This window comes from Microbulbifer mixtoriginis (SeqCode) (genome assembly GCF_052466695.1).
Map to the genome: position 1 here is coordinate 2,442,891 of NZ_CP174285.1, position 19,403 is coordinate 2,462,293.

General features: G+C 46.7%; 14 protein-coding genes. 6 read left to right on the forward strand and 8 right to left on the reverse strand.

Features of this window, described 5'->3' with window-relative positions; all coding sequences use genetic code 11:
* The first annotated feature begins 415 nt into the window (after positions 1–415).
* The gene (locus tag ACJJI0_RS10865) at positions 416–610 is read left to right on the forward strand and encodes a hypothetical protein (protein ID WP_252084792.1); all 195 of its coding nucleotides are present in this window, start codon (positions 416–418) and stop codon (positions 608–610) included.
* Positions 611–919: 309 nt separating this feature from the next.
* Positions 920–2,542, forward strand: coding sequence for a glucose-6-phosphate isomerase (gene pgi / locus ACJJI0_RS10870; protein WP_444885884.1), 1,623 nt, complete (start codon positions 920–922; stop codon positions 2,540–2,542).
* Positions 2,543–2,624: 82 nt separating this feature from the next.
* Here the strand turns inward: pgi and ACJJI0_RS10875 are convergent, their stop codons facing one another.
* The 4 genes from ACJJI0_RS10875 to sbcB all read right to left on the reverse strand — a co-directional run bounded on the left by ACJJI0_RS10875 (position 2,625) and on the right by sbcB (position 7,605).
* Positions 2,625–3,389 (reverse strand): slipin family protein, encoded by a 765-nt coding sequence (locus ACJJI0_RS10875; RefSeq protein WP_252084790.1) that lies wholly within the window; start codon positions 3,387–3,389, stop codon positions 2,625–2,627.
* 85 nt (positions 3,390–3,474) lie between these two features.
* Positions 3,475–4,908, reverse strand: coding sequence for an NfeD family protein (locus ACJJI0_RS10880; RefSeq protein WP_444885885.1), 1,434 nt, complete (start codon positions 4,906–4,908; stop codon positions 3,475–3,477).
* Positions 4,909–5,026: 118 nt separating this feature from the next.
* A complete protein-coding gene (locus ACJJI0_RS10885) occupies positions 5,027–6,043 on the reverse strand; it encodes an aspartate carbamoyltransferase (protein ID WP_252084788.1) in 1,017 nt (338 codons plus the stop codon).
* A 110-nt stretch (positions 6,044–6,153) separates the two neighbouring features.
* Positions 6,154–7,605 carry an exodeoxyribonuclease I gene (sbcB, locus tag ACJJI0_RS10890; RefSeq protein ID WP_444885927.1) on the reverse strand — a complete coding sequence of 484 codons (1,452 nt, stop codon included), beginning with the start codon at positions 7,603–7,605 and terminating at the stop codon, positions 6,154–6,156.
* A gap of 135 nt (positions 7,606–7,740) precedes the next feature.
* Between sbcB and argS the strand changes: the two genes are divergently transcribed.
* From argS to ACJJI0_RS10905, 3 genes are all read left to right on the forward strand, one after another.
* Positions 7,741–9,477: an arginine--tRNA ligase gene (argS, locus tag ACJJI0_RS10895; protein ID WP_444885886.1), complete on the forward strand. Its 1,737-nt coding sequence runs from the start codon at positions 7,741–7,743 to the stop codon at positions 9,475–9,477.
* 163 nt (positions 9,478–9,640) lie between these two features.
* Positions 9,641–10,528 (forward strand): dTDP-4-dehydrorhamnose reductase family protein, encoded by an 888-nt coding sequence (locus tag ACJJI0_RS10900; RefSeq protein WP_444885887.1) that lies wholly within the window; start codon positions 9,641–9,643, stop codon positions 10,526–10,528.
* Positions 10,529–10,733: 205 nt separating this feature from the next.
* Complete coding sequence (locus tag ACJJI0_RS10905; RefSeq protein WP_444885888.1) at positions 10,734–12,203, forward strand: nucleoside hydrolase; 1,470 nt, start codon at positions 10,734–10,736, stop codon at positions 12,201–12,203.
* 117 nt (positions 12,204–12,320) lie between these two features.
* Here ACJJI0_RS10905 and ACJJI0_RS10910 read toward each other — a convergent pair whose 3' ends face one another.
* Genes ACJJI0_RS10910 through ACJJI0_RS10925 form a run of 4 tightly spaced genes read right to left on the reverse strand, consistent with a single transcriptional unit; the run spans position 12,321 to position 17,700 of the window.
* On the reverse strand, positions 12,321–13,502 hold the full coding sequence (locus ACJJI0_RS10910; RefSeq protein WP_444885889.1) for a hypothetical protein: 1,182 nt from the start codon (positions 13,500–13,502) through the stop codon (positions 12,321–12,323).
* A 10-nt stretch (positions 13,503–13,512) separates the two neighbouring features.
* A complete protein-coding gene (locus ACJJI0_RS10915; protein ID WP_444885890.1) occupies positions 13,513–14,289 on the reverse strand; it encodes an outer membrane lipoprotein-sorting protein in 777 nt (258 codons plus the stop codon).
* A gap of 20 nt (positions 14,290–14,309) precedes the next feature.
* Positions 14,310–16,637: an efflux RND transporter permease subunit gene (locus ACJJI0_RS10920; RefSeq protein ID WP_444885891.1), complete on the reverse strand. Its 2,328-nt coding sequence runs from the start codon at positions 16,635–16,637 to the stop codon at positions 14,310–14,312.
* A gap of 52 nt (positions 16,638–16,689) precedes the next feature.
* The gene (locus ACJJI0_RS10925; RefSeq protein ID WP_444885892.1) at positions 16,690–17,700 is read right to left on the reverse strand and encodes a class I SAM-dependent methyltransferase; all 1,011 of its coding nucleotides are present in this window, start codon (positions 17,698–17,700) and stop codon (positions 16,690–16,692) included.
* A gap of 526 nt (positions 17,701–18,226) precedes the next feature.
* Between ACJJI0_RS10925 and moeB the strand changes: the two genes are divergently transcribed.
* On the forward strand, positions 18,227–19,396 hold the full coding sequence (moeB, locus tag ACJJI0_RS10930; RefSeq protein WP_444885893.1) for a molybdopterin-synthase adenylyltransferase MoeB: 1,170 nt from the start codon (positions 18,227–18,229) through the stop codon (positions 19,394–19,396).
* Positions 19,397–19,403 lie beyond the last annotated feature (7 nt).

Below are 19,403 nucleotides of genomic sequence, written 5' to 3' on the forward strand. Positions count from 1 at the left end.
ATTCCACCTGTAAATGATTTTCGTCATCTTCATAAGAAAAGTACTCATCTGCGCAACGAATAAAAAACTGCCATTTTTACATTCGCTAACTTCTATTCCAGCAATAGTTCACCTAAAATCCCGCAAAAGAAAACTGCAACAAAAAACATTAAAAAATAAATTTCAACTCACTCCACCGCCACAAAAAACAACACACTTAGCAGTACCTCAGAAAGAAAACGCTATTTTTACAGCCTAAAACCCTACAAACTGGCGCAAGCTTCTCCCTGACTTTGCACCTGACAGCTTTTTTTTTCCTGCGCCTATTACACTCAATTAGGCGGCTTCTTTGTAAAACACATTTTACAAAGCTGACCAACAGGTGACGTTTTATTGGCTATGCTAATGGCTAACATCAACGGAAAGGAGTTAGGGGATGAATTTCACTCCAGCCAAGTACTTAATCGGTATTATCAGTGCACTGGTTCTAGCAGGTTGCTGTAGCCCTCCGGCACCGCCAGCTTACTGCCCACCGGGTGCTGAACAAATTCCAGTTTCCATGGCCTGCCCTGCAGATGCTGACTGCTGGATGGCTTCTGACAGAGTACGCTGCATGAAAGTGGTGAAGTAAAATCATTTCAAGCAGAACAGCGTGGTGATTCATACTAAATGAGGTTTTGACTAAATTTACACTGACAGACACACAAGTAACAAAGCATTATTTAGTATGGATCACCACCAAATGCCGCTTTAACAAGCGGCATTTGTTTTTTCTCTCCCCCCTTCTTAGCGAAGACTCTTTTCTTGTAATAGACTGTACCGTCTCAGATACTGGTCCCGCGAAAGTAATAAGTTAGGATTGCCAGCCCGTTGACACCAAGCGCCGTTCAGCTTGGGAAGACAGAAAAATTACTCAAAAGAGAGTTTATTAACGACCACCATGACAAGTGAAACTCTGGCCCTGAGCCGTGCCTCTGCAATCAGACAACTCCAATTTCATTTCAAACAACAAAAGTGGTCTTTACGCGAACTTTTCGCCACCGATCCCCAGCGCACAACCAGTTTTAGCTGTGAAGCCTCTGGTATCTATCTGGACTTCAGTAAAAATCACCTGCGGCAGGACACTCTGCAACTGTTACTCGACTATGCCGAAGATCAGGATTTGGGCAGCCAGATTGCCGCCCTGCTAGACGGTGCCAATGTCAATAATACCGAACATCGACCAGCCCTACACACCGCCCTTCGCTTTCAGGGAGCGGCAAAAACTGAACACGAACGCGCCGTGGCCGACTGCCGCGTTCAGATGCAGCGATTTGCCGATAGCATCCATCAACAAAAATGGCTCGGATTCAGCGGCAAAGCTATTCGCCATATCGTCAATATCGGCATCGGTGGCTCCGATCTCGGTCCGCGCTTGGTGGTTGAGGCTCTCGGCTCATGGCATAAGGAAAGTATTCGAGTACATTTCGTAGCAAATATTGATGGTGCCGACCTCAGTAGTACCCTCAAAGGTCTCAACCCGGAAGAGACTCTCTTTATCATTGCCTCTAAGTCTTTTTCCACTCTGGAAACCCGAGAGAATGCTCTGAGTGCACGTCAATGGGTACTAGCGGCAGGTGCCACTGAAAAACAATTATCCCAACACTTTGTTGCCGTAAGCAGCAATATTGTGGCCGCACAAGACTTTGGTATTGCCCCAGAAAATATTTTCCCTATGTGGGACTGGGTAGGTGGCCGCTACTCACTGTGGTCGGCCATTGGTCTGCCGATCATCCTGGCCTGCGGCTACAACGTTTATGAGCAACTATTGGCCGGTGCCCATAGCATGGACACCCATTTTGCCAGTGCCCCTCTGAAGGAAAACCTGCCGGTATTGCTGGCTCTTATTCAGTTCTGGTATCGCCAGTGCTGGGGTGCCAGCAGCCAAGTGATTCTGCCCTATGCTCAGCGTCTATCCAAATTTCCCGCCTGGATGCAGCAATTGGATATGGAGAGCCTGGGTAAAAGCGTGGATAAAGAAGGCAAGCCTCTGGAGTATCCCAGCGGCAGTGTGATCTGGGGCAGCGAGGGGACCAATGGACAGCACTCCTTCCATCAACTATTGCACCAGGGCACCGACCTGATTCCAGCGGATTTTATCGCCATCAAGCAACCGACCTCTGAGCTAAGCGAGCAACACCGCTGGTTACTGGCTTGCTGTATCAGCCAGAGCCAGGCTCTACTACGCGGCAAATCCCTGCACGAAGCCCGCCAGGAACTGGAGGATGCCGGCTATACCCACCGCGAAGCCCATGCGCTGGCACCACATAAAGCCATTCCCGGTAATCGCCCAAGTAATACTTTGATACTGGAAAAGTTAGACCCGCATCACCTAGGAGCTCTGTTAGCGCTTTACGAGCACAAGGTATTCACCAGCGGTTGCCTTATGGGAATTAACCCATTTGACCAATGGGGGGTAGAGCTAGGCAAACAGTTAAGTGCGCAGATTTATAATGCCGCAGATGGAAATGTTCCCGAGGATTGGGATAGTTCAACTCGCTCTCTGATGGAAAAGCTCTTGTAAGACCATTTACAGAGAGCTCCACTAAAAAGGCCACATCAAAATGTGGCCTTTTTAGTTATGTTTCACAGAGAAAGAGAATTCTTTATTTCTGCGCCTCAGCACCACGTTTCAATAGAGGCTCAATCAAATCCAGTGGAAGTGGAAACACAATGGTTGAGCTATTATTTGCTCCGGCAATATCAATCATGGTCTGCATGTAGCGCAAAGTAATGGCGTTAGCATTTTGAGATAGCTGATTGGCAGCTTCTGTTAATTTTAAGGCTGCCTGGGCTTCGCCTTCTGCATGAATTACCTTGGCTCGTCGTGCCCGCTCCGCTTCAGCCTGCTGGGCAATAGCACGCACCATGCTCTCATCCAGGTCAATATGTTTAATTTCGACATTAGTGACCTTAACACCCCAGGCATCAGTTTGCTCATCAAGGATTTTTTGAATATCCACATTGAGTTTGTCCCGCTCGGAAAGCATCTCATCTAACTCATGCTTACCCAGTACAGATCGAAGCGTCGTCTGGGCCAGTTGACTGACAGCTTCATGATAAAATTCAACATTGATAATCGCTGACTGTGAATTAACAACCCGGTAATAAACTACCGCATTCACTTTTACTGAAACATTATCGCGGCTTATCACATCCTGTGTAGGGACATCCATCACTACGGTGCGCAAGTCCACGCGCTCCATGGTCTGGATAATTGGGATGATGATAATCAGGCCAGGTCCTTTCACCGTCTGAAAGCGCCCCAGAAAAAAGACCACCGCACGCTCATATTCCCGCAAGATTCGGATGGCATACATCAATAGCAGTAATACCGCGAGCACCAACAGCCCAACAAAATAACTGACCATGCTTATCTCTCCCTATAACTGCTTATAAATTTTGCTGGGGTAAATTCGCACCAGCAAAAGCCAATTTGAATGCCAACCGCAATGACTAGCCCGGCTCAACATAGAGCAGCAAACCACGCTGGGCGATAACACGCACTCGCTGCCCAGGCTCCAGTGGCGTCTCACAGTGCGCCCGCCATATTTCACCACCGAGGTGCACCAGCACCTCTTCTTCGCTCACATTGCTCACCACCGCCACTCGTCCCACCAGGGCCTGATCGGAGGCAGGTCGCGGTTTGCGCAAACTCCTGCCCACCGCCATTAAAAGACCCAAAAGAAAAACACCACTCACTCCGGCAATTGCCGCGATGAGTTTTCGCGACACCTGCATGCCCGGCACATCGGTATCGATCAGCATTACTGAACCAATCACCAAGGCAATAATTCCACCAATTCCCAAGGCGCCAAAACTGGGCATAAAGACTTCCGCCACAATCAAAAGCGCCCCAACAATAATCAACGCCAATCCGGCATAATTAATCGGCAAAACCTGCAAGGCATAAAATGCCAAAAGCAGGCAGATAATCCCCACAATGCCGGGCACAAAAGCGCCGGGGCTATACCCCTCGAAAATCAGCCCATAAATACCGATCAATAAAAGAATATAAGCCACCTGGGGATTGGTAATCAGAGCCAGTAACTCATTACGCCAATCTGGCTCGTAATTTTCTATAGGGAGCTGGGCAATCTCTGCCGAAATGGTAATTTCACCGGAATCAAGAGATACTTTACGTCCGGCCACTTGCTTCAGTAAATCCTCGTCATTCTTGGCAACAATATCGACAACATTCATCTCTAGCGCTTCCGAAGCGGTCAGAGTTGCCGCTTCACGAACGGCCTTCTCCGCCCACTCGGCATTGCGTCCATTACGTTGTGCCAAGCCTCGAATAAAAGCAACGGAGTCATTAACCATCTTGCGCTCCATGGCGGTGCCGGATAATGGCTTTTCCTTTTTGTCCTCGTCTTTACCTTCTTCGTCGTCTTTATTCGCTTTTTCTTTTTCCTCTTTTTGGTCGCTCTCTTTCGGGTTGCCACCTGGAGATGGCGTTCCCGGTGGTCCGCCTATTTGTACCGGCGTGGCGGCCCCCAGAGTTGTAGCCGGGGCCATGGCTGCTATCTGGCTGGCATAGAGGATATAGGTGCCGGCACTGGCTGCACGGGCGCCCGAGGGGTACACATACATGGCAATAGGGATAGGAGAGGAAAGGATATGCTGAATAATATCCCGGGAAGCCGCATCCAGACCGCCTGGAGTATCGATATGTACAATGATTAACTCAGCGCCGCGCTCACCAGCACTCTCAGTGGCACGCTTAAAGTAATCCGTCGTAGAGGGGCCTATAGCGCCATCAATAGTCAACAGCGCCACATGGGGGGAAGTACTTTCCTGTGCGGCACTTTTTGAAATCAAAACGACGAGAAGCAGCGTCAGGATGAGCGCGCCGCGCAAGAATACCGCTGACGATATCTGATTCGACATGCATCTTTCCCTGATGCGATTGCGGAGAAACCCGGGCCAGCCATCGTATTTCTGGCCGGGGTAACTCAATCAGATTAACAGAAAAAAACGGCGTTATCCGAAAACAAGGAAAGTGACGTTAAACTGGGTTGCGACGGCTATGCCAGTTAACTTCGCGGGCGTATTTATCCACTTGACGTTCCACCCCTAATAGCAGGGCAAACAAAGCCATACGCACCAGCAGGCCGTTATCGGTCTGGCGGAAAATCGCCAGGCTCGGATGTTCGTTCAGGTCGGTATCCAGTTCGTTGGCCTCTGCGCGTGAATCCCTCGGCAGGGGGTGCATAATCACCGTATTGGGCTCTGCATAGCGAGTAAAAATCGCCCGGTTAAGGCGAAAACGCCCGCGATAGCGGTTGGCCTCATCCTGAGAGGCAAAGCGCTCTTCCTGGATACGGGTGGAATAGACGATATCCACATGGGCGATCGAGGATTCCAGCTGGTCGGTCACCGTTACCTCGTGCCCCACCTCGCGCAGCTTCTCCACAATCGCATCGGGCATTGCCAGCTCCGGTGGGGAGACCAGAGTGATATGCACACTGCCAAATAAGCACAGCAGCTTGCACAGGGAATGCACGGTGCGACCGTGTTTGAGGTCGCCAATCATGGCAATACGGAAATCATCCAGGGTGCGGCCATGGGCGGCCAGCTCTTTGCGAATAGTGTAGAGATCCAACAGCGCCTGGGTGGGATGCTCATTAGCGCCATCACCGCCGTTGACCACCGGCACGCGGCTCGCTGCAGCAAATTCTGCCACAGAGCCCTCCTGTGGGTGACGCATACAAATCACATCGCTGTAGCCCGACAGTACCCGTGCCGTATCGTAGAGGGATTCTCCCTTAGCCATAGCACTGGCAGTAATCCCCACAGTTTCCCGAACCGTGCCACCCAATAAGTTAAAAGCAGCCCCAAAACTCAGGCGGGTACGGGTGCTCGGCTCCATAAACATATTGCCGAGAATCGCCCCCTCCAATACGCGCGTTACTTTTTCGCGCTTTGCATAAGGGGTCATGGCGTCAGCCACATCGAATACGCGCTCTATATCGGCACGTTCGAACTGGCTGACGGACAGAATATTGGCTCCGATAAAGTCCATGGTTACTCCAGTGATTGCGCCTTGTGGGCGCGGGTGTTCGCGAGCGGCATTCTACTCGGGCACCGCAATAGAGCCCAGTGAAAGAATGGCCGCTGGCGCGATTCAACACATTAGGCGAGTAGGCTATCGCCCCAGTTTTCCAGCTCGGTAATCAGCGATATCCGCTCCGGATGCTGTACTCGCAGTTCGGACAGCTGGCGGAAGTAATCTTCGAGGGTGATAGAGGCCCCTGCGGTGGGATCGGTTAACCGCTGGAAACACCAGATCTGCCAGCGCTGATGTTCCTCGTCCGATAGGGTCTCAGGGAAGTTGCGCGCACGCATGCGAAACAATAACTCGGGTAGGCGCTTATCACTGAATAGCACTTCGCCCGCCAGGGCTTCGGGCCCGCGGGCTGCCAAGCCGCGGTGCAGCTCACGGCAAATATCGCGATCGGCATCGCTGAGGAAACCTCCGTAGAGATCCGCCTCTACATCTTTCTGGGGAAACTCCCGATCCAGAAATACGTTGTGCAGTTTCTCGGTCAGATCAACGCTTTTCAACTTCTGCCAGTTGGCTTCGCAAGCCGCTCGGTCGATGCCCAGTTCACTGGCACGTTTATCGTCGAGCATATTGGCTGGGGCCAATATCGGGCACTTGTTCAAGTGCACCAGCTTCAGGCCCACCGGCAGTTCGCTTTCACCCAGTTGATCGCGAGCGGTATAGAGGCGCTCACGCAGCGTATCCGCATCCAGGTTGAGTAAAGGCTCGGGGTCCATCGCCAAATTGGCAACAATTACGGCGTTGCGATTCACCGGATGGCTGGCCAACGGCATCACGTAGGTCAAATGCCCATGATTGGCAGAAATCTTGCCGGAGATATGCAACAGCGGGCGGCGCTCACGCATATCAATCATCTTGGCGGCTTCCTGCTTTCGGCGCAGGCGGAAAACATAATCGTAAAGCTTCGGCTGTTGCTTGCGGATCAGCCGCGCCATATCTATCGTAGCGTGGACATCAGAGAGTGCATCGTGAGCGCCCTCGTGGGAAATTCCATTGGCTGCGGTCAGTTCTTCCAGGCGGAAAGACGGCGCACCGTCTTCGCGTGTCGGCCACTGGATACCCTCGGGGCGCAGGGCATAAGTGAGGCGCACCATGTCGATAATGTCCCAGCGGCTATTGCCAGAGCGCCACTCGCGCTCATAAGGATCGAGCAGATTGCGGTACAGGGTGTAGCGGGTTACTTCGTCATCAAAGCGCAAACTGTTGTAGCCCACTCCGCAGGTACCAGGCGCACCCAGTTCAGCGAGGATACGCTGGATAAATTCAATTTCCGGCACGCCGTTAGCCAGGGCCTTTTGCGGGCTGATGCCCGTCACCAGACTCGCCATGGGCTGCGGCAGGCAGTCCGCTGAAGGGCGGCAGTAAATCATCAATGGCTCGCCGACGATATTCAGCGCTTCGTCGGTCCTGATACCGGCAAACTGCGCCGGTTTGTCGGCACCCGGGTCTGTGCCCCAGGTTTCATAATCGTGCCAATAAAGTGTGGTAGAACTCACGGTACCTCCATAATTTGGCGGCATCATACCACTGAGCACCACACCATCTGGACACCTGTACCCAGATTTGAGTCGCTCTCCAGCCCTCGCTGGTTGCAAAGCCGCCACCGCCCATTAAAATTCGGCGTTTCCACGAATTTAAGACAGCTATAACCCTCTATGAATATTCGCCAACTCCTCTCCGACAAATTCCAGGCCGCCATGCTTGCCGCCGGTATCCCCGAAGAATGCGGCCCGATTGTGGCACCTGCGAAGAAAGCCGGATTTGGCGACTACCAGGCCAATGGCGCTATGGGCGCCGCCAAGCGACTGGGCACCAACCCGCGTGAGCTGGCCAGCAAGATCCTTGAGCAGCTGGACAAGGGCGATATGATCGAAAAGGTCGAGATCGCGGGTCCTGGCTTCTTAAACATCCATCTGAGTGAACAGTGGCTGAGCCAACAGCTGTTGGCTGCCCAAGGCGACAAGCGTCTCAATATTGCCTCTGTTGAAGAACCCAAAACCGTAGTTATCGACTATTCCCACCCCAATTTGGCCAAAGAAATGCACGTAGGCCATTTGCGCACCACCATTATCGGTGATGCATTGGCGCGCTTATTGGAATTCCAGGGTCACAAGGTGGTTCGCCAAAACCATATGGGCGACTGGGGCACCCAGTTCGGTATGTTACTGGCACATCTGTCCGACAAACTGGCAAATAGCGATGCGGAAGTAGCCCTGGCCGACCTGGAAGTCTTCTACCGCGAAGCCAAAGTACGCTTCGACGAGGAAGAGGGTTTTGCAGACCGCGCCCGTGAATACGTTGTAAAACTGCAGGGCGGCGACGAACAGTGCCTGAAACTGTGGAAACAGTTTATCGATATTTCTATCAGCCACTGTGAAGAAATCTACTCCAAGCTCAATGTCACCCTTAAGCAGGAAGACGTTTATGCGGAAAGCCAGTACAACGACGATCTGCCGGTGCTGGTTAAAGAACTGCTGGATAACGGCATCGCCGTAGAGGACCAGGGTGCTATCGTAGTCTTCCTGGAAGAGATGGCCGATAAAGAAGGCAATCCAAGCCCGATGATTATCCAGAAAAAGGGCGGTGGTTACCTATACGCTACCACCGACCTGGCTGCCATTCGCTACCGCGCCAACCAGCTCAATGCAGACCGTATTCTCTACGTAGTGGATGCCCGTCAATCCCTGCACTTACAGCAGGCCTTTGTTGCTTCACGCAAAGCGGGCTTTTTACCAGAATCCGTTTCTCTTGAGCACTGCGCTTTTGGCACCATGATGGGCGACGATGGCAAGCCGTTTAAAACCCGCACCGGCGGTACGGTAAAACTGGCCGCCCTGCTAGAGGAAGCCGTGGAGCGAGCAGAAAAACTGGTAGCCGAGAAGAACCCTGAGCTGGATGCACAAACCTGTGCGGAAATCGCGCGCAAGGTGGGCATCGGCGCGGTGAAATATGCGGACCTAAGCAAGACCCGCACTAACGATTACATTTTCAGCTGGGAATCCATGCTCAGCTTTGAAGGCAATACGGCGCCTTACCTACAGTATGCCTATACCCGCGTGCGCAGTATTTTCCGCAAGGCCGGTATTGAGGCGAGTGAACTCAAGGGCGATATTAATCTGGAAAGCCCCCAAGAGCGCGCACTGGCAGTAAAACTGAACCAATTTGGTGAAGTACTGGATCAGGTAGCCAAAGACACCTTCCCACACGTGCTCTGTACTTATTTGTACGAGCTGGCCAGCGCCTATATGAGCTTCTACGAAGCCTGTCCGGTATTGAAAGAAGGGGTAAGTGAAGAACAGAAGCACAGCCGTCTGCAGCTGTGTAACCTGGTGGCCAGCACTATCGCGACTGGCCTCGGCTTGCTCGGTATTGAAGTTATGGAGCAAATGTAAATTGTTCCTGCCCGGCCATACCTCCAGCAAATATGCAGGCTGGCTGGCCGGGCGGCTCTCTGGCGGGCAGGCTTCCCTAGCCTCCAGCCAAACTATCCTGCACCATTTATTACCCCACATAGGCCACCGTTTCCCCACTGGTCTAATTAAAGGAAAGTAACCCGTGAAAATCCTGATTACCGGCGCCTCCGGCCTGCTGGGCCGTAGTGTATTTAAACAACTTTCCAACAAACCTACTTTTTCCGTAATCGGCACCGCTTTTTCTCGCGCAGGCGAAAACTTAATTCGCCTGGACTTATCGGATAGCAGCGCAGTGAAAGCTTCCCTGAACGATATCAGGCCGGAAGTGGTGATCCATTGTGCCGCTGAGCGCTGGCCAGACCGCTGTGCTGACAATCCAGATACCGCCTGGCAACTCAATGTCAGCAGCACAGAGTTGTTGTCAAAGCACTGTAGCGAAATCAATGCACAGCTGGTGTATATCAGCACAGACTATGTCTTTGATGGTTCTGCGCCACCGTATGCCCCTGATGACACACCCAATCCCGTGAATTTCTACGGCCGCAGCAAGCTGGCGGGAGAGGAAGCAGTATTGAAAAACGGTAACCATTGGGTTTTAAGATTGCCCTGGCTGTTTGGACCCGTCTCCTACCTGGAGGAATCCGGTATTACCGCCCTATTAGAGACACTGCGAGAGCAAAAGCCGGTCACACTGGATCACTGGGCAATTCGTTTTCCCACCAGTGTGGAGGAAGTGGCAGAAATATTGGAGCAATGCCTGTTGAAAACCCAGCGTGGCATCCAATTTGAAGGTATCTATCAGTGGAGCGGCGACACCGCCTGCACTCGCTTTGAACTTGCGCATATTATTGCCAAAGTGTGCGAATTGAGTGCTGACCATATCAGCGCAGATAGCAAACCCGATTTTTCAGTACCGCGCCCCTACAATTGTCAGCTGGATAAATCGCGCTTAACAAACCTCGGCATCAAAGGGACTGAACCATTGCCTCAGCAACTGGCACGCAACCTGAAATCTTTTATCCAGAATTAAAAGCTAATGGAAAACGTATAAAAGAAATTAAATGGTATAGGGATATACCTGTGCCGGCCTATAAGCCGGCATTAACTTTTGTAATTGAGCACTATTTATAGCTAACAAGCGTTAATGGCAGTTATTACAGGAGTGGCCATGTATCGACACAAGGAAGGGTCGTGAAATCGCCAATTAAAGACTCTCGAACCATAGGGAAATATAGATGAAATTAAAACGTTGGCTATCTGCCGGAGCCCTGATTCTTGGTAGCTTTGCAACCCTGGCCTCCTGCCATGCGGATAATGGTCGCCATGGAAAGCGCCTGCACCAAGCAACCAAAAATGAAGATGCCCAACCGATTATCTGGATCGGCGACTTCAATAACTTTGACGATGCCGTAGCATTGATGCTGATTGCCAAAGACCCGCGCTACACCCTGGAGCTGGCAGTGGTTGAAGACTCCTTCAATACTGTAGCGCACGGAGCCAATACGGTTTACAACATCCTCGAGTGGTTGGGTAACAACGATACCAAAGTGATACGCGGTGCCTACTTTGCCACTGAGGAGGTCGCTTACGGGGCTAACGGTAAGGCTTCCAGCGCTCCGGTAAATGACGACAATGCTGTAACTGGCCGCGATGATTACCAGCTGCCCAACTCCTCCGATTTCAGCACCGGCACATGGAATCTGGAGCGCCGCAATGCCATGGGCATTAACCTCTATGGCCAGTATGTGCCCGGTCCCTGGCGTGACAACGGCTCCACCTTATACGGAACTGACCACCTAATCCCCCGCGCAAAACAGGAACACTACCGCTACCAAGGTAACAATGGTGTCTCCTTCAATTTTGAACTGGCCGAAGACATTATCCTGGAAACTCTGGATAAACTGGAGCAACACCCAGTGGTTTTCAATACCGGCAAACTCACCACACTGGCCCGGGTACTCGGCAAGGCCAACGAAGAGCAGCTGGCAAAAATTGATCGTGTGATTATGATGGGTGGAGGCTTTGAGAATTATGAGCCGTTTACCGGGAATCACCAAGCAGCCTGCTTTGGCGATAAATCTAGAAATCTGGGCGGCAATATTTTCTCCCATCCGAGTTTTGGCTGTGACAGCGACTTCAGCACCCACCAGGAATTCAATATTCTACTCGACCCGCTGAGTGCGCAGTGGGCCTTTAACGCCCTGAGTGAAAATGATATTGAAACCTATTTGGTACCCACCAACTCTACCGACATGGCCAAGGTACAGGGCAGCACCATCGAAGCCCTGGCTAAACGTCGCGCAACCCCTGAGGCCTGCTATACCTCCAAACTCCTTAGCTCTATCCGTGAATTTGAAGGTGGGGATTTCCAGGGTAATGGTGACTTCGCTATGGATGCAGTAATTCGCCTGTGGGATATAATCGCCGCACTGGTACTGTTGGAGCCTGAAACTCTAGAAATGGATCTGGTGGCCGGATTTATTGAAGTCGACCAGTTAAATACCGGTCTGGCTGACAGTATGACTCCTTACGACCCCATTTCCTTCGACCCCACCGTGGGTAAAACCACTTTTGCCGAAAACGGCGAGGGCCTAGAAGTGAATGTCGTAATGGGTATCAACCACGATGCCGCACGCACTACAATGATTGAGCGCCTGCGCGATCGTTTTAATTCTGCCCGTAAGGGATCTAGATGTAGACTGTAATTTACTAAATTGAAATTAGCCCCCCGTACTCTATTGACAGAGTGTTATGAGGGATATTGGGGGGCATTCGAAGATCCTTAATAAGGTAATTTTGAGAAATTAGTCAACCCTAAAGTACTAGTAATAATATTCTAAACCTACCTCTAAATAATCATCTTTTTGGAAACTACTCAATGGATCCTCTTTACCATAACTATTAAAAGTCCATCCATTCACCCTCCACAGCCAAGAATTTGTAATCCTGCTCGATGCTTCAAGCTTTATAGCTCTGGAATTAAAATAATCAAGATCCTGGGTTACCCCCAGCAATATCTCAGTCCCTGCGATATCATTAACTGTAAGTCTAGTTCCTATAAAAATATCTTGCTGCCATGCTGTCGTAGCACTCTGTCCACGGGAATCATACAAAACTTCCGTTAGAATACCTAAATCCATATTTGTATCAGTGATCCCTACAAGGCTGTATTCAAAACCTGCGGTTATTGCAAAGTACTCTTTTTCACCAGTATCACGCCATAGAGCTTCGGAAATCCAAGAAAAATCTCCTTTTAGCCACTGGGCATCAATTCCAACTTGTCTAATCTGCCGGTAAAAAGGTAACAATTGCTGCTGGTTATAGATAAAATCAGGATCTCTACCAGTGCCCTGGAAATAGCTTACCCCCAGATCAACCGAATTCATACTAGTAGAGTATCTAGCTGCAAAATCCAAATGCCTATTCCCTTTCGAGGACTTATACTGAGCAGACGAATTTTCAACGCCTAAACTAAGTCTCCCATCCTCACCTGGAAATGTACGTTCTCGAAAATAAGGGAGTAGAAAACCCTCAACACTTCCCCATTCCTTAATCCATGATACATGAAGCATTGGCTGACCGAGTTTATCCTCATTATCTAATGATTCGATACTGTCAGTTTGATTAATTATATCCACTAGATGCTGAGACTCAGTTACACCCCAAAATACCTTACCTATTCCAAGATCAACCTCAAGATCTAGCTCTTTAAAGTGATATCGCACCATAAATTCACGGATATCCCAGTGAGACCGTTCATCATCTAAAGCATCTAACCGTAAAAAAGGTACTACAGTGATGCTAGCACTGTCTTTCAAAAAAGATTGATAGAGTTCTGGTTCAACAAAAACAGAAGGCTGAAAGGTCTTCTGACCGACCTCGCCTCTAGCAAGGAATTGGCGATACTCAACTGCAGCAATCCCTCGTAATTCGACACAACTAGCACTAGAGGCGGAAGCAAGTAAAAATATAAAAAAAAGACAATTAAAGATGTGTAGCTTCATTGTAAAAAAATCAACGTATTCTTTTAAGCGTCGCTACATTAAAATCATCTTCACCCAACCCTACTTTAAATTTAAGATCATGAATGGTGAGCACAGTACTTTTGCCCGTCTGATGGTTTATCATTGTCAAAACATGTGCCCGCCAATATTGCTCCAAATATTGGCGATAGTCCTCCAAATGTAATGTTTTTAATAACTCTCCCTTTCGATCGTAAAATTCCGTTCTAATTGGTTGATAGTGATCTTTATCAATCCAGACTACCTGCCTTGTATAGCCAGAATACTCATCAGTAGGTATTTGTTCCACAACAAGGGTTTCCCTCCCCTTTATTAGCTCCTCTCTTAGATAGCTGAACTTATATTTCTGCAATTCAAAGGAAGTCATGTCTTCATAGGCAAATTCACTACTCATAAAAGGCCCTGATTTATTTCGTGAGGCTATTCGCTTAACTCTCTTTAACCGAGGTAGATAAAGCCACTGATCATCTGGACTATTAATGTGAGAATAGGATAAAAAAGCAGTTCCTTTTACATCACGAGGCTCATCAAATACAGTTAATCCTCTATCTCCATCACCTTCAATTTCCAGAGTTCTAACCCTAAGTTCTCTTGAGCTAGTTTCACCCAATGCATTTTTCAACAACATACTGACAGTTGCAATTGAGTCTCTCCAGCCTTCATCTCTTACCTTTCTCTCTTTGGCAATTTCCAGCCCCATTTCGGTATTCGCCATCGCGAGGGAAGCCAAAAGAAGTAACAGGCAAGTTAAAATTCCATTCTTTATCATGATTTTTCCTATTGATATTTTTAATTGGCAGCAGACAAAAACTCATTGTTGGCCTTGGCTTGCACAATATCCGTTCTTCTATCAAAAATTAAAAGTACAGCTGGCAGAAGTAAGAAATCGACAACTAGGGCAATTGTAATCACTAAAGCACTTAAAAGCCCTAAATCTGAATTCAACCGAAAACTAGATAATGCAAGAACAAGAAATCCAGCAACCAGCACGAGAGAAGTTACCCAGAGAGCACGCCCCACGGTATTAAAAGAGTAGGATATTGCTTCTTCCACGGAGTTTCCCTGCCGACGAGAATATTGATATTTGCTCAAAAAATGAACAGCATCATCCACCACAATACCCAATGTAAGTGACACGACAACAGACAAACCTAGATTCACCTCTCCTGAAATAAACGCCCATAAACCAAACCCCAATAAAACTGGAACCAATGTAGGTAACAAGCTAATTATTCCAATCCTCAAAGACTTTAATGCAATAACTAAGAGTGTAGAAATTAACACTAAAATAATTGGTAATGATTTAAGCATGCTATGCATGTTTGTCTCTCCAATATGTGCGAACATAAGAGAGGGACTGGATGCAACTATTTCATATTGTGGAGCATTGCTACTGAACCAGTCATATATTTTGTTTTCAAAATCAACAAGCTCACCGCTACCTAAATTTTTAGTTGTCAATTGCAGTTTAACCGCTGATTTATCAATATCGACTTCATTATTAATATCTAATCCATAGGGCAAGGAAAGTTCATACAATAGAAGATATTGTGCAGCCAACTCTCTATCATTGGGTAACTTGTAGTATTCTTCCTTGTCACCATGTAGGTTTTTATTTAACCTTTTATAGGTATCCACTAGACTAGCAACATGATCTATTTGTGGCTGCATACGAAGCCAATTTGTAAAATCATCTAGCATAGAAATAAAATCAGGATCAACTACACCCTGTGATTTACCAGACTTGACAGCAATACTAATATTAGTCATGCCGCTAATATGGTTCTCCATATAATCGGCAGCAATTCTAAATTTATGACTGGAATCAAAGTACTCTATCGGCTCATCATTTATTCGATTCTGCATCACCATATAGCCAGCAATCAAAACCACAATAGTGGAGACACAAAAGATACTTCGATGGTAACGAATTATCAGATTTGGTAGCAATTGAAATAATTTGGAATAAACACCTCCTCTTTCCTTATATACTTTTACTGGCATCAATAATAACAGCACTGGCAAAAGGAAAATCGAAAAAACAAAAGCCAGCATAACTCCCAAAGCAGATAAACTACCCATATGCCGTAAGACAGGCGAATCAGAAACATTCATTATTAGGAATCCGATAGCCGTCGTCACAGAAGTAATTAAAATAGCCATAAAGTTCAGTTTAAAACTATGAACAACAGCTTCTCGATTCTCCAATCCCTGCCTTTTGCCTTCATTGACAGAGGTAATCAGGTGTACACAATCTGCCACTGCCAAAGTCATTATCATTGTGGGAACATTAACTGTGGCAATGCTCAAATACATTCCTGCCCAACCATAAATCCCCATAGTTGCCACTACACTTGTAACAACAATAACCAAGGTTAAAATTACATAGGTGATCGACCTTAGCGTCATAATTAATAATAAACTAATTACCGCAAACATTACTGGCACTAAAGTGAGAATGTCTTTTTGAGCAGCCTTGGTAAAGGAAGAGTTCATAGCAACGATGCCAGCCTGATGAAATGAAACATCAGGGTATGACTCTTGATAGGAAGCAAGCATCCTATCTGAATGGTCCGTGATTTCAGCTACTCGAGCGGTCTTATCGCCTGACGGCAATTGAAAAGTGATATTAATAACTGCGGAATCACCTGTTTTTGAGACCAAGGCCCCCTTAAGCCTTGGGGCATTCTCAGCAACAAACTTAACTTTATTAATATATTCTGTATTTAACGGATAATTCTTGAATACGAGATTTTCAACTAAAAGATCATCTTCTTGAGCCTCAGTATGCTGATAGTTGGCAATGGAATCCACTCTACTGGAATAAGGAATATTCCAAGCATCTTCTGTGAGGAGCATTATCAATTCGAGATATCTTTCAGTATAAATATCGCCAGTTTCTGGCGCTATAATTATCGCCAAACTGTCAGTCTTGTTAAAGGTACCTTCAATCTCATTGAACGCCTGAAGCTCTTTATTCGAATCATCAAAAAAAATTGCATAATCACCACGAAAAAAAAGGTTTTTAGCACCAACTGTACAGGCAACAAAAAAAAGCAAAAAAACAGACAATACAAATTTTGGACGCGATAGAATCCCTCTAAATAGTTGCTCCATTATATATGGTCTCCCAAGAGAATATTTTTCTAACAAAAATTAGTAACCATTACTAAGCAATTCCACTCACCAGCTCGATATCACCAAACGGAGTCTTCAAGACTTGAGTAAAGATATCTTTAAAGCAAGCTTCAGCAAGAGCTTTTTCTACTGAACCAGAAGATAAAGAGAGTGGACCCAACTTTAGTTCTGCGTGAATACGACCAACAATGTGAAACTCAGGAGATGTTCTTTCGCTGTTCAGCTTTTCATGAAAGCTAAGGAACATTCCACCAGGATTAAGAGATTGACGTATTTTCTCTAAGGTATGAGTAAGATCATTGGCGTAATATAAGACCATCGAAGCAAAAACTAAATCATATCCGCTCCCTAGAGAAGCTGTGTTCATATCACCTTCTAAAACATTTATCTGTGCTTTTTGAAAAACTTGATTTTTAATTAGAGAGGCAATACCAGGCAAATCAAAAATTGTTACTTTAAGATCTGGCTTAACCGAAAGTAGATCTATAGCCAACTGCTCTGAACCTGCTCCGAGATCCAATATATGATTAACATCAGACCAGTTAGGCTGTGACATTAGAACATCTAAAACTATTGGATTTCTAACTGATAAATGAAATAATCTAAGGCCTTCTATCATATCGTTCCAAAATTCTGGATCTTTCATAGTAGGGCCATTTTTCTTCTGATGCTTACTGCTCAGGAGGTCAATAATCTCAGATTCACTTACATGCTTTATCTGACTGAGATGCTGCAATAACCCACACAAAGAAGAATCGGAACCAGAAGTCAATAAAGAACGATAGGAGCTACTTATTTGATACTTTCCTTTAAACTTATCAATCAATCCTATTGAAACCATTGAGTTAAGGAAAAGTTCAGCCCGGCTCTCTAGAAAATCAAAGTGAAGAGCAACGTCCTTAGCTGTACGTGCATCCTGCAGATAATCAAATATTTTAAGCTTTATCCCTGCTGATAGAATCTCCCACCGTAAAGGAGCCACTAGAGTATCAAATAAAAAAAATTGAGCATCATCCCCAAAGGAGGATTTATTAAACAACATTGATAATTCCAATATTTTCTGACAATAGATATCTAATCACAAACTTTATAATCAAAGATTACCCAATAAGACATATGGCCTGAAAACCCAGCGGTTAACAATTGAGATTTCTAAACATAGTCAGATTAAATTATTTATAAAATTTAAAAGCTAACAACTAAAGCTTTAAGCCATTTATTGACAAATTGGTAACAAGGTTAAGTAGAAAACGCAATAAATAGCTATAGATACCAAACAGATCTAAATCTCATTCCAGAGTTCCTATTTGCTTCAAATTAACCTGTAAACAAAATTAGCTTCAGGATTCACATCGTTCCTTAAACTTGCTTTATGAGAACACAATAGGCTGCTCTGCAATCGTTTCCTATCATTACAGGAGCGAAGGAATATCAATTGCTGAACGCCGTTAACCCTTTCGACTGTTCGTGATATGACAAAATCTTGAGCCTAATTTTATATCGAACCTCAATAAAAAACGGTTTGATAATCAAATTCGATAGATAAAAGATATAACAAGGACTACGTAATGACACTGCCCCCGCTTGTCAGCCCCGTTCACGAACTCAGTAAACAAGAAATGGAGAGGTATAGCCGTCACCTACTGTTGCCAGATATTGGAATTGATGGGCAGAAACGGTTAAAAAACAGTAAAGTTTTGATTATTGGTGCAGGCGGACTCGGATCACCGGCATTACTGTATCTGGCTGCAGCGGGAGTAGGAACACTCGGTATCGTAGATTTTGATACAGTAGATGCCTCTAATCTTCAGCGTCAAGTTATCCACGGCCAATCCAATATAGGTGAAAATAAACTCGATAGCGCAAAAGCAACAGTTCAAGAGGTCAACCCTTTCGTTCATGTTGAACTGTATGAAACACGTCTAGATAGGACAAATGCTCTAGAAATAATTTCAGATTATGATCTTATTCTAGATGGAACAGATAATTTTGCTACTCGTTACCTAGTCAATGATGCTTGCGTAATGGCCAAAAAACCTTATGTATGGGGTTCAATATTCAGATTTGAAGGCCAAGCCTCTGTTTTTTGGGAAAATGCTCCTGGCGATATAGGAATCAACTACCGTGATCTATATCCAGAGCCGCCCCCCCCTGAGCATGCACCTTCCTGTTCGGAGGGAGGGGTGTTAGGAGTCCTATGCGCAGCAATAGGCTCAATTATGGCGACTGAAGCCATAAAACTACTCACCGGTATTGGGAGTCCTCTTATTGGGAAATTGATGGTCTATGATGCACTGGATATGACCTTCTGTAAATTACCCATTTATCGTAATCCCGATAGACAACCAATTACAGAACTCTGTGACTATGAATTTTTTTGCGGACTAACTAAGCCTTCGCAAGCACAAGAAGAAATTCCCACTTTAACACCCACTGAATTGCATAAAATTCGGCAGACAGGAAAATCGCATCTGCTGATTGATGTAAGGGAGTCCGGAGAGCGTGACATCTGCTGTATTGAAGGTGCTATTCATATTCCTAAAGCTGACATTCTAGCCGGGCGTGGATTAGAGTCGGTAGATAAAAACACCTTCATAGTTTTACACTGCAAAGTTGGTGGAAGATCCAGACAAGCTCTGGCCGCTTTAGAAAATCAGGGGTTCACTAATCTTTACAATCTCCATGGAGGCATTCTTGCCTGGATTAAAGATATTGAACCTGAACTTCCAGCTTATTAACACTAAA

Bases quoted from the DNA above. Each gene is read 5' to 3' on its own strand.
- ACJJI0_RS10865 (WP_252084792.1), top strand. From the start codon at position 416: ATGAATTTCACTCCAGCCAAGTACTTAATCGGTATTATCAGTGCACTG.
- pgi (WP_444885884.1), top strand. From the start codon at position 920: ATGACAAGTGAAACTCTGGCCCTGAGCCGTGCCTCTGCAATCAGACAA.
- ACJJI0_RS10875 (WP_252084790.1), bottom strand. From the start codon at position 3,389: ATGGTCAGTTATTTTGTTGGGCTGTTGGTGCTCGCGGTATTACTGCTA.
- ACJJI0_RS10880 (WP_444885885.1), bottom strand. From the start codon at position 4,908: ATGTCGAATCAGATATCGTCAGCGGTATTCTTGCGCGGCGCGCTCATC.
- ACJJI0_RS10885 (WP_252084788.1), bottom strand. From the start codon at position 6,043: ATGGACTTTATCGGAGCCAATATTCTGTCCGTCAGCCAGTTCGAACGT.
- sbcB (WP_444885927.1), bottom strand. From the start codon at position 7,605: ATGCCGCCAAATTATGGAGGTACCGTGAGTTCTACCACACTTTATTGG.
- argS (WP_444885886.1), top strand. From the start codon at position 7,741: ATGAATATTCGCCAACTCCTCTCCGACAAATTCCAGGCCGCCATGCTT.
- ACJJI0_RS10905 (WP_444885888.1), top strand. From the start codon at position 10,734: ATGAAATTAAAACGTTGGCTATCTGCCGGAGCCCTGATTCTTGGTAGC.
- ACJJI0_RS10910 (WP_444885889.1), bottom strand. From the start codon at position 13,502: ATGAAGCTACACATCTTTAATTGTCTTTTTTTTATATTTTTACTTGCT.
- ACJJI0_RS10915 (WP_444885890.1), bottom strand. From the start codon at position 14,289: ATGATAAAGAATGGAATTTTAACTTGCCTGTTACTTCTTTTGGCTTCC.
- ACJJI0_RS10920 (WP_444885891.1), bottom strand. From the start codon at position 16,637: ATGGAGCAACTATTTAGAGGGATTCTATCGCGTCCAAAATTTGTATTG.
- ACJJI0_RS10925 (WP_444885892.1), bottom strand. From the start codon at position 17,700: ATGTTGTTTAATAAATCCTCCTTTGGGGATGATGCTCAATTTTTTTTA.
- moeB (WP_444885893.1), top strand. From the start codon at position 18,227: ATGACACTGCCCCCGCTTGTCAGCCCCGTTCACGAACTCAGTAAACAA.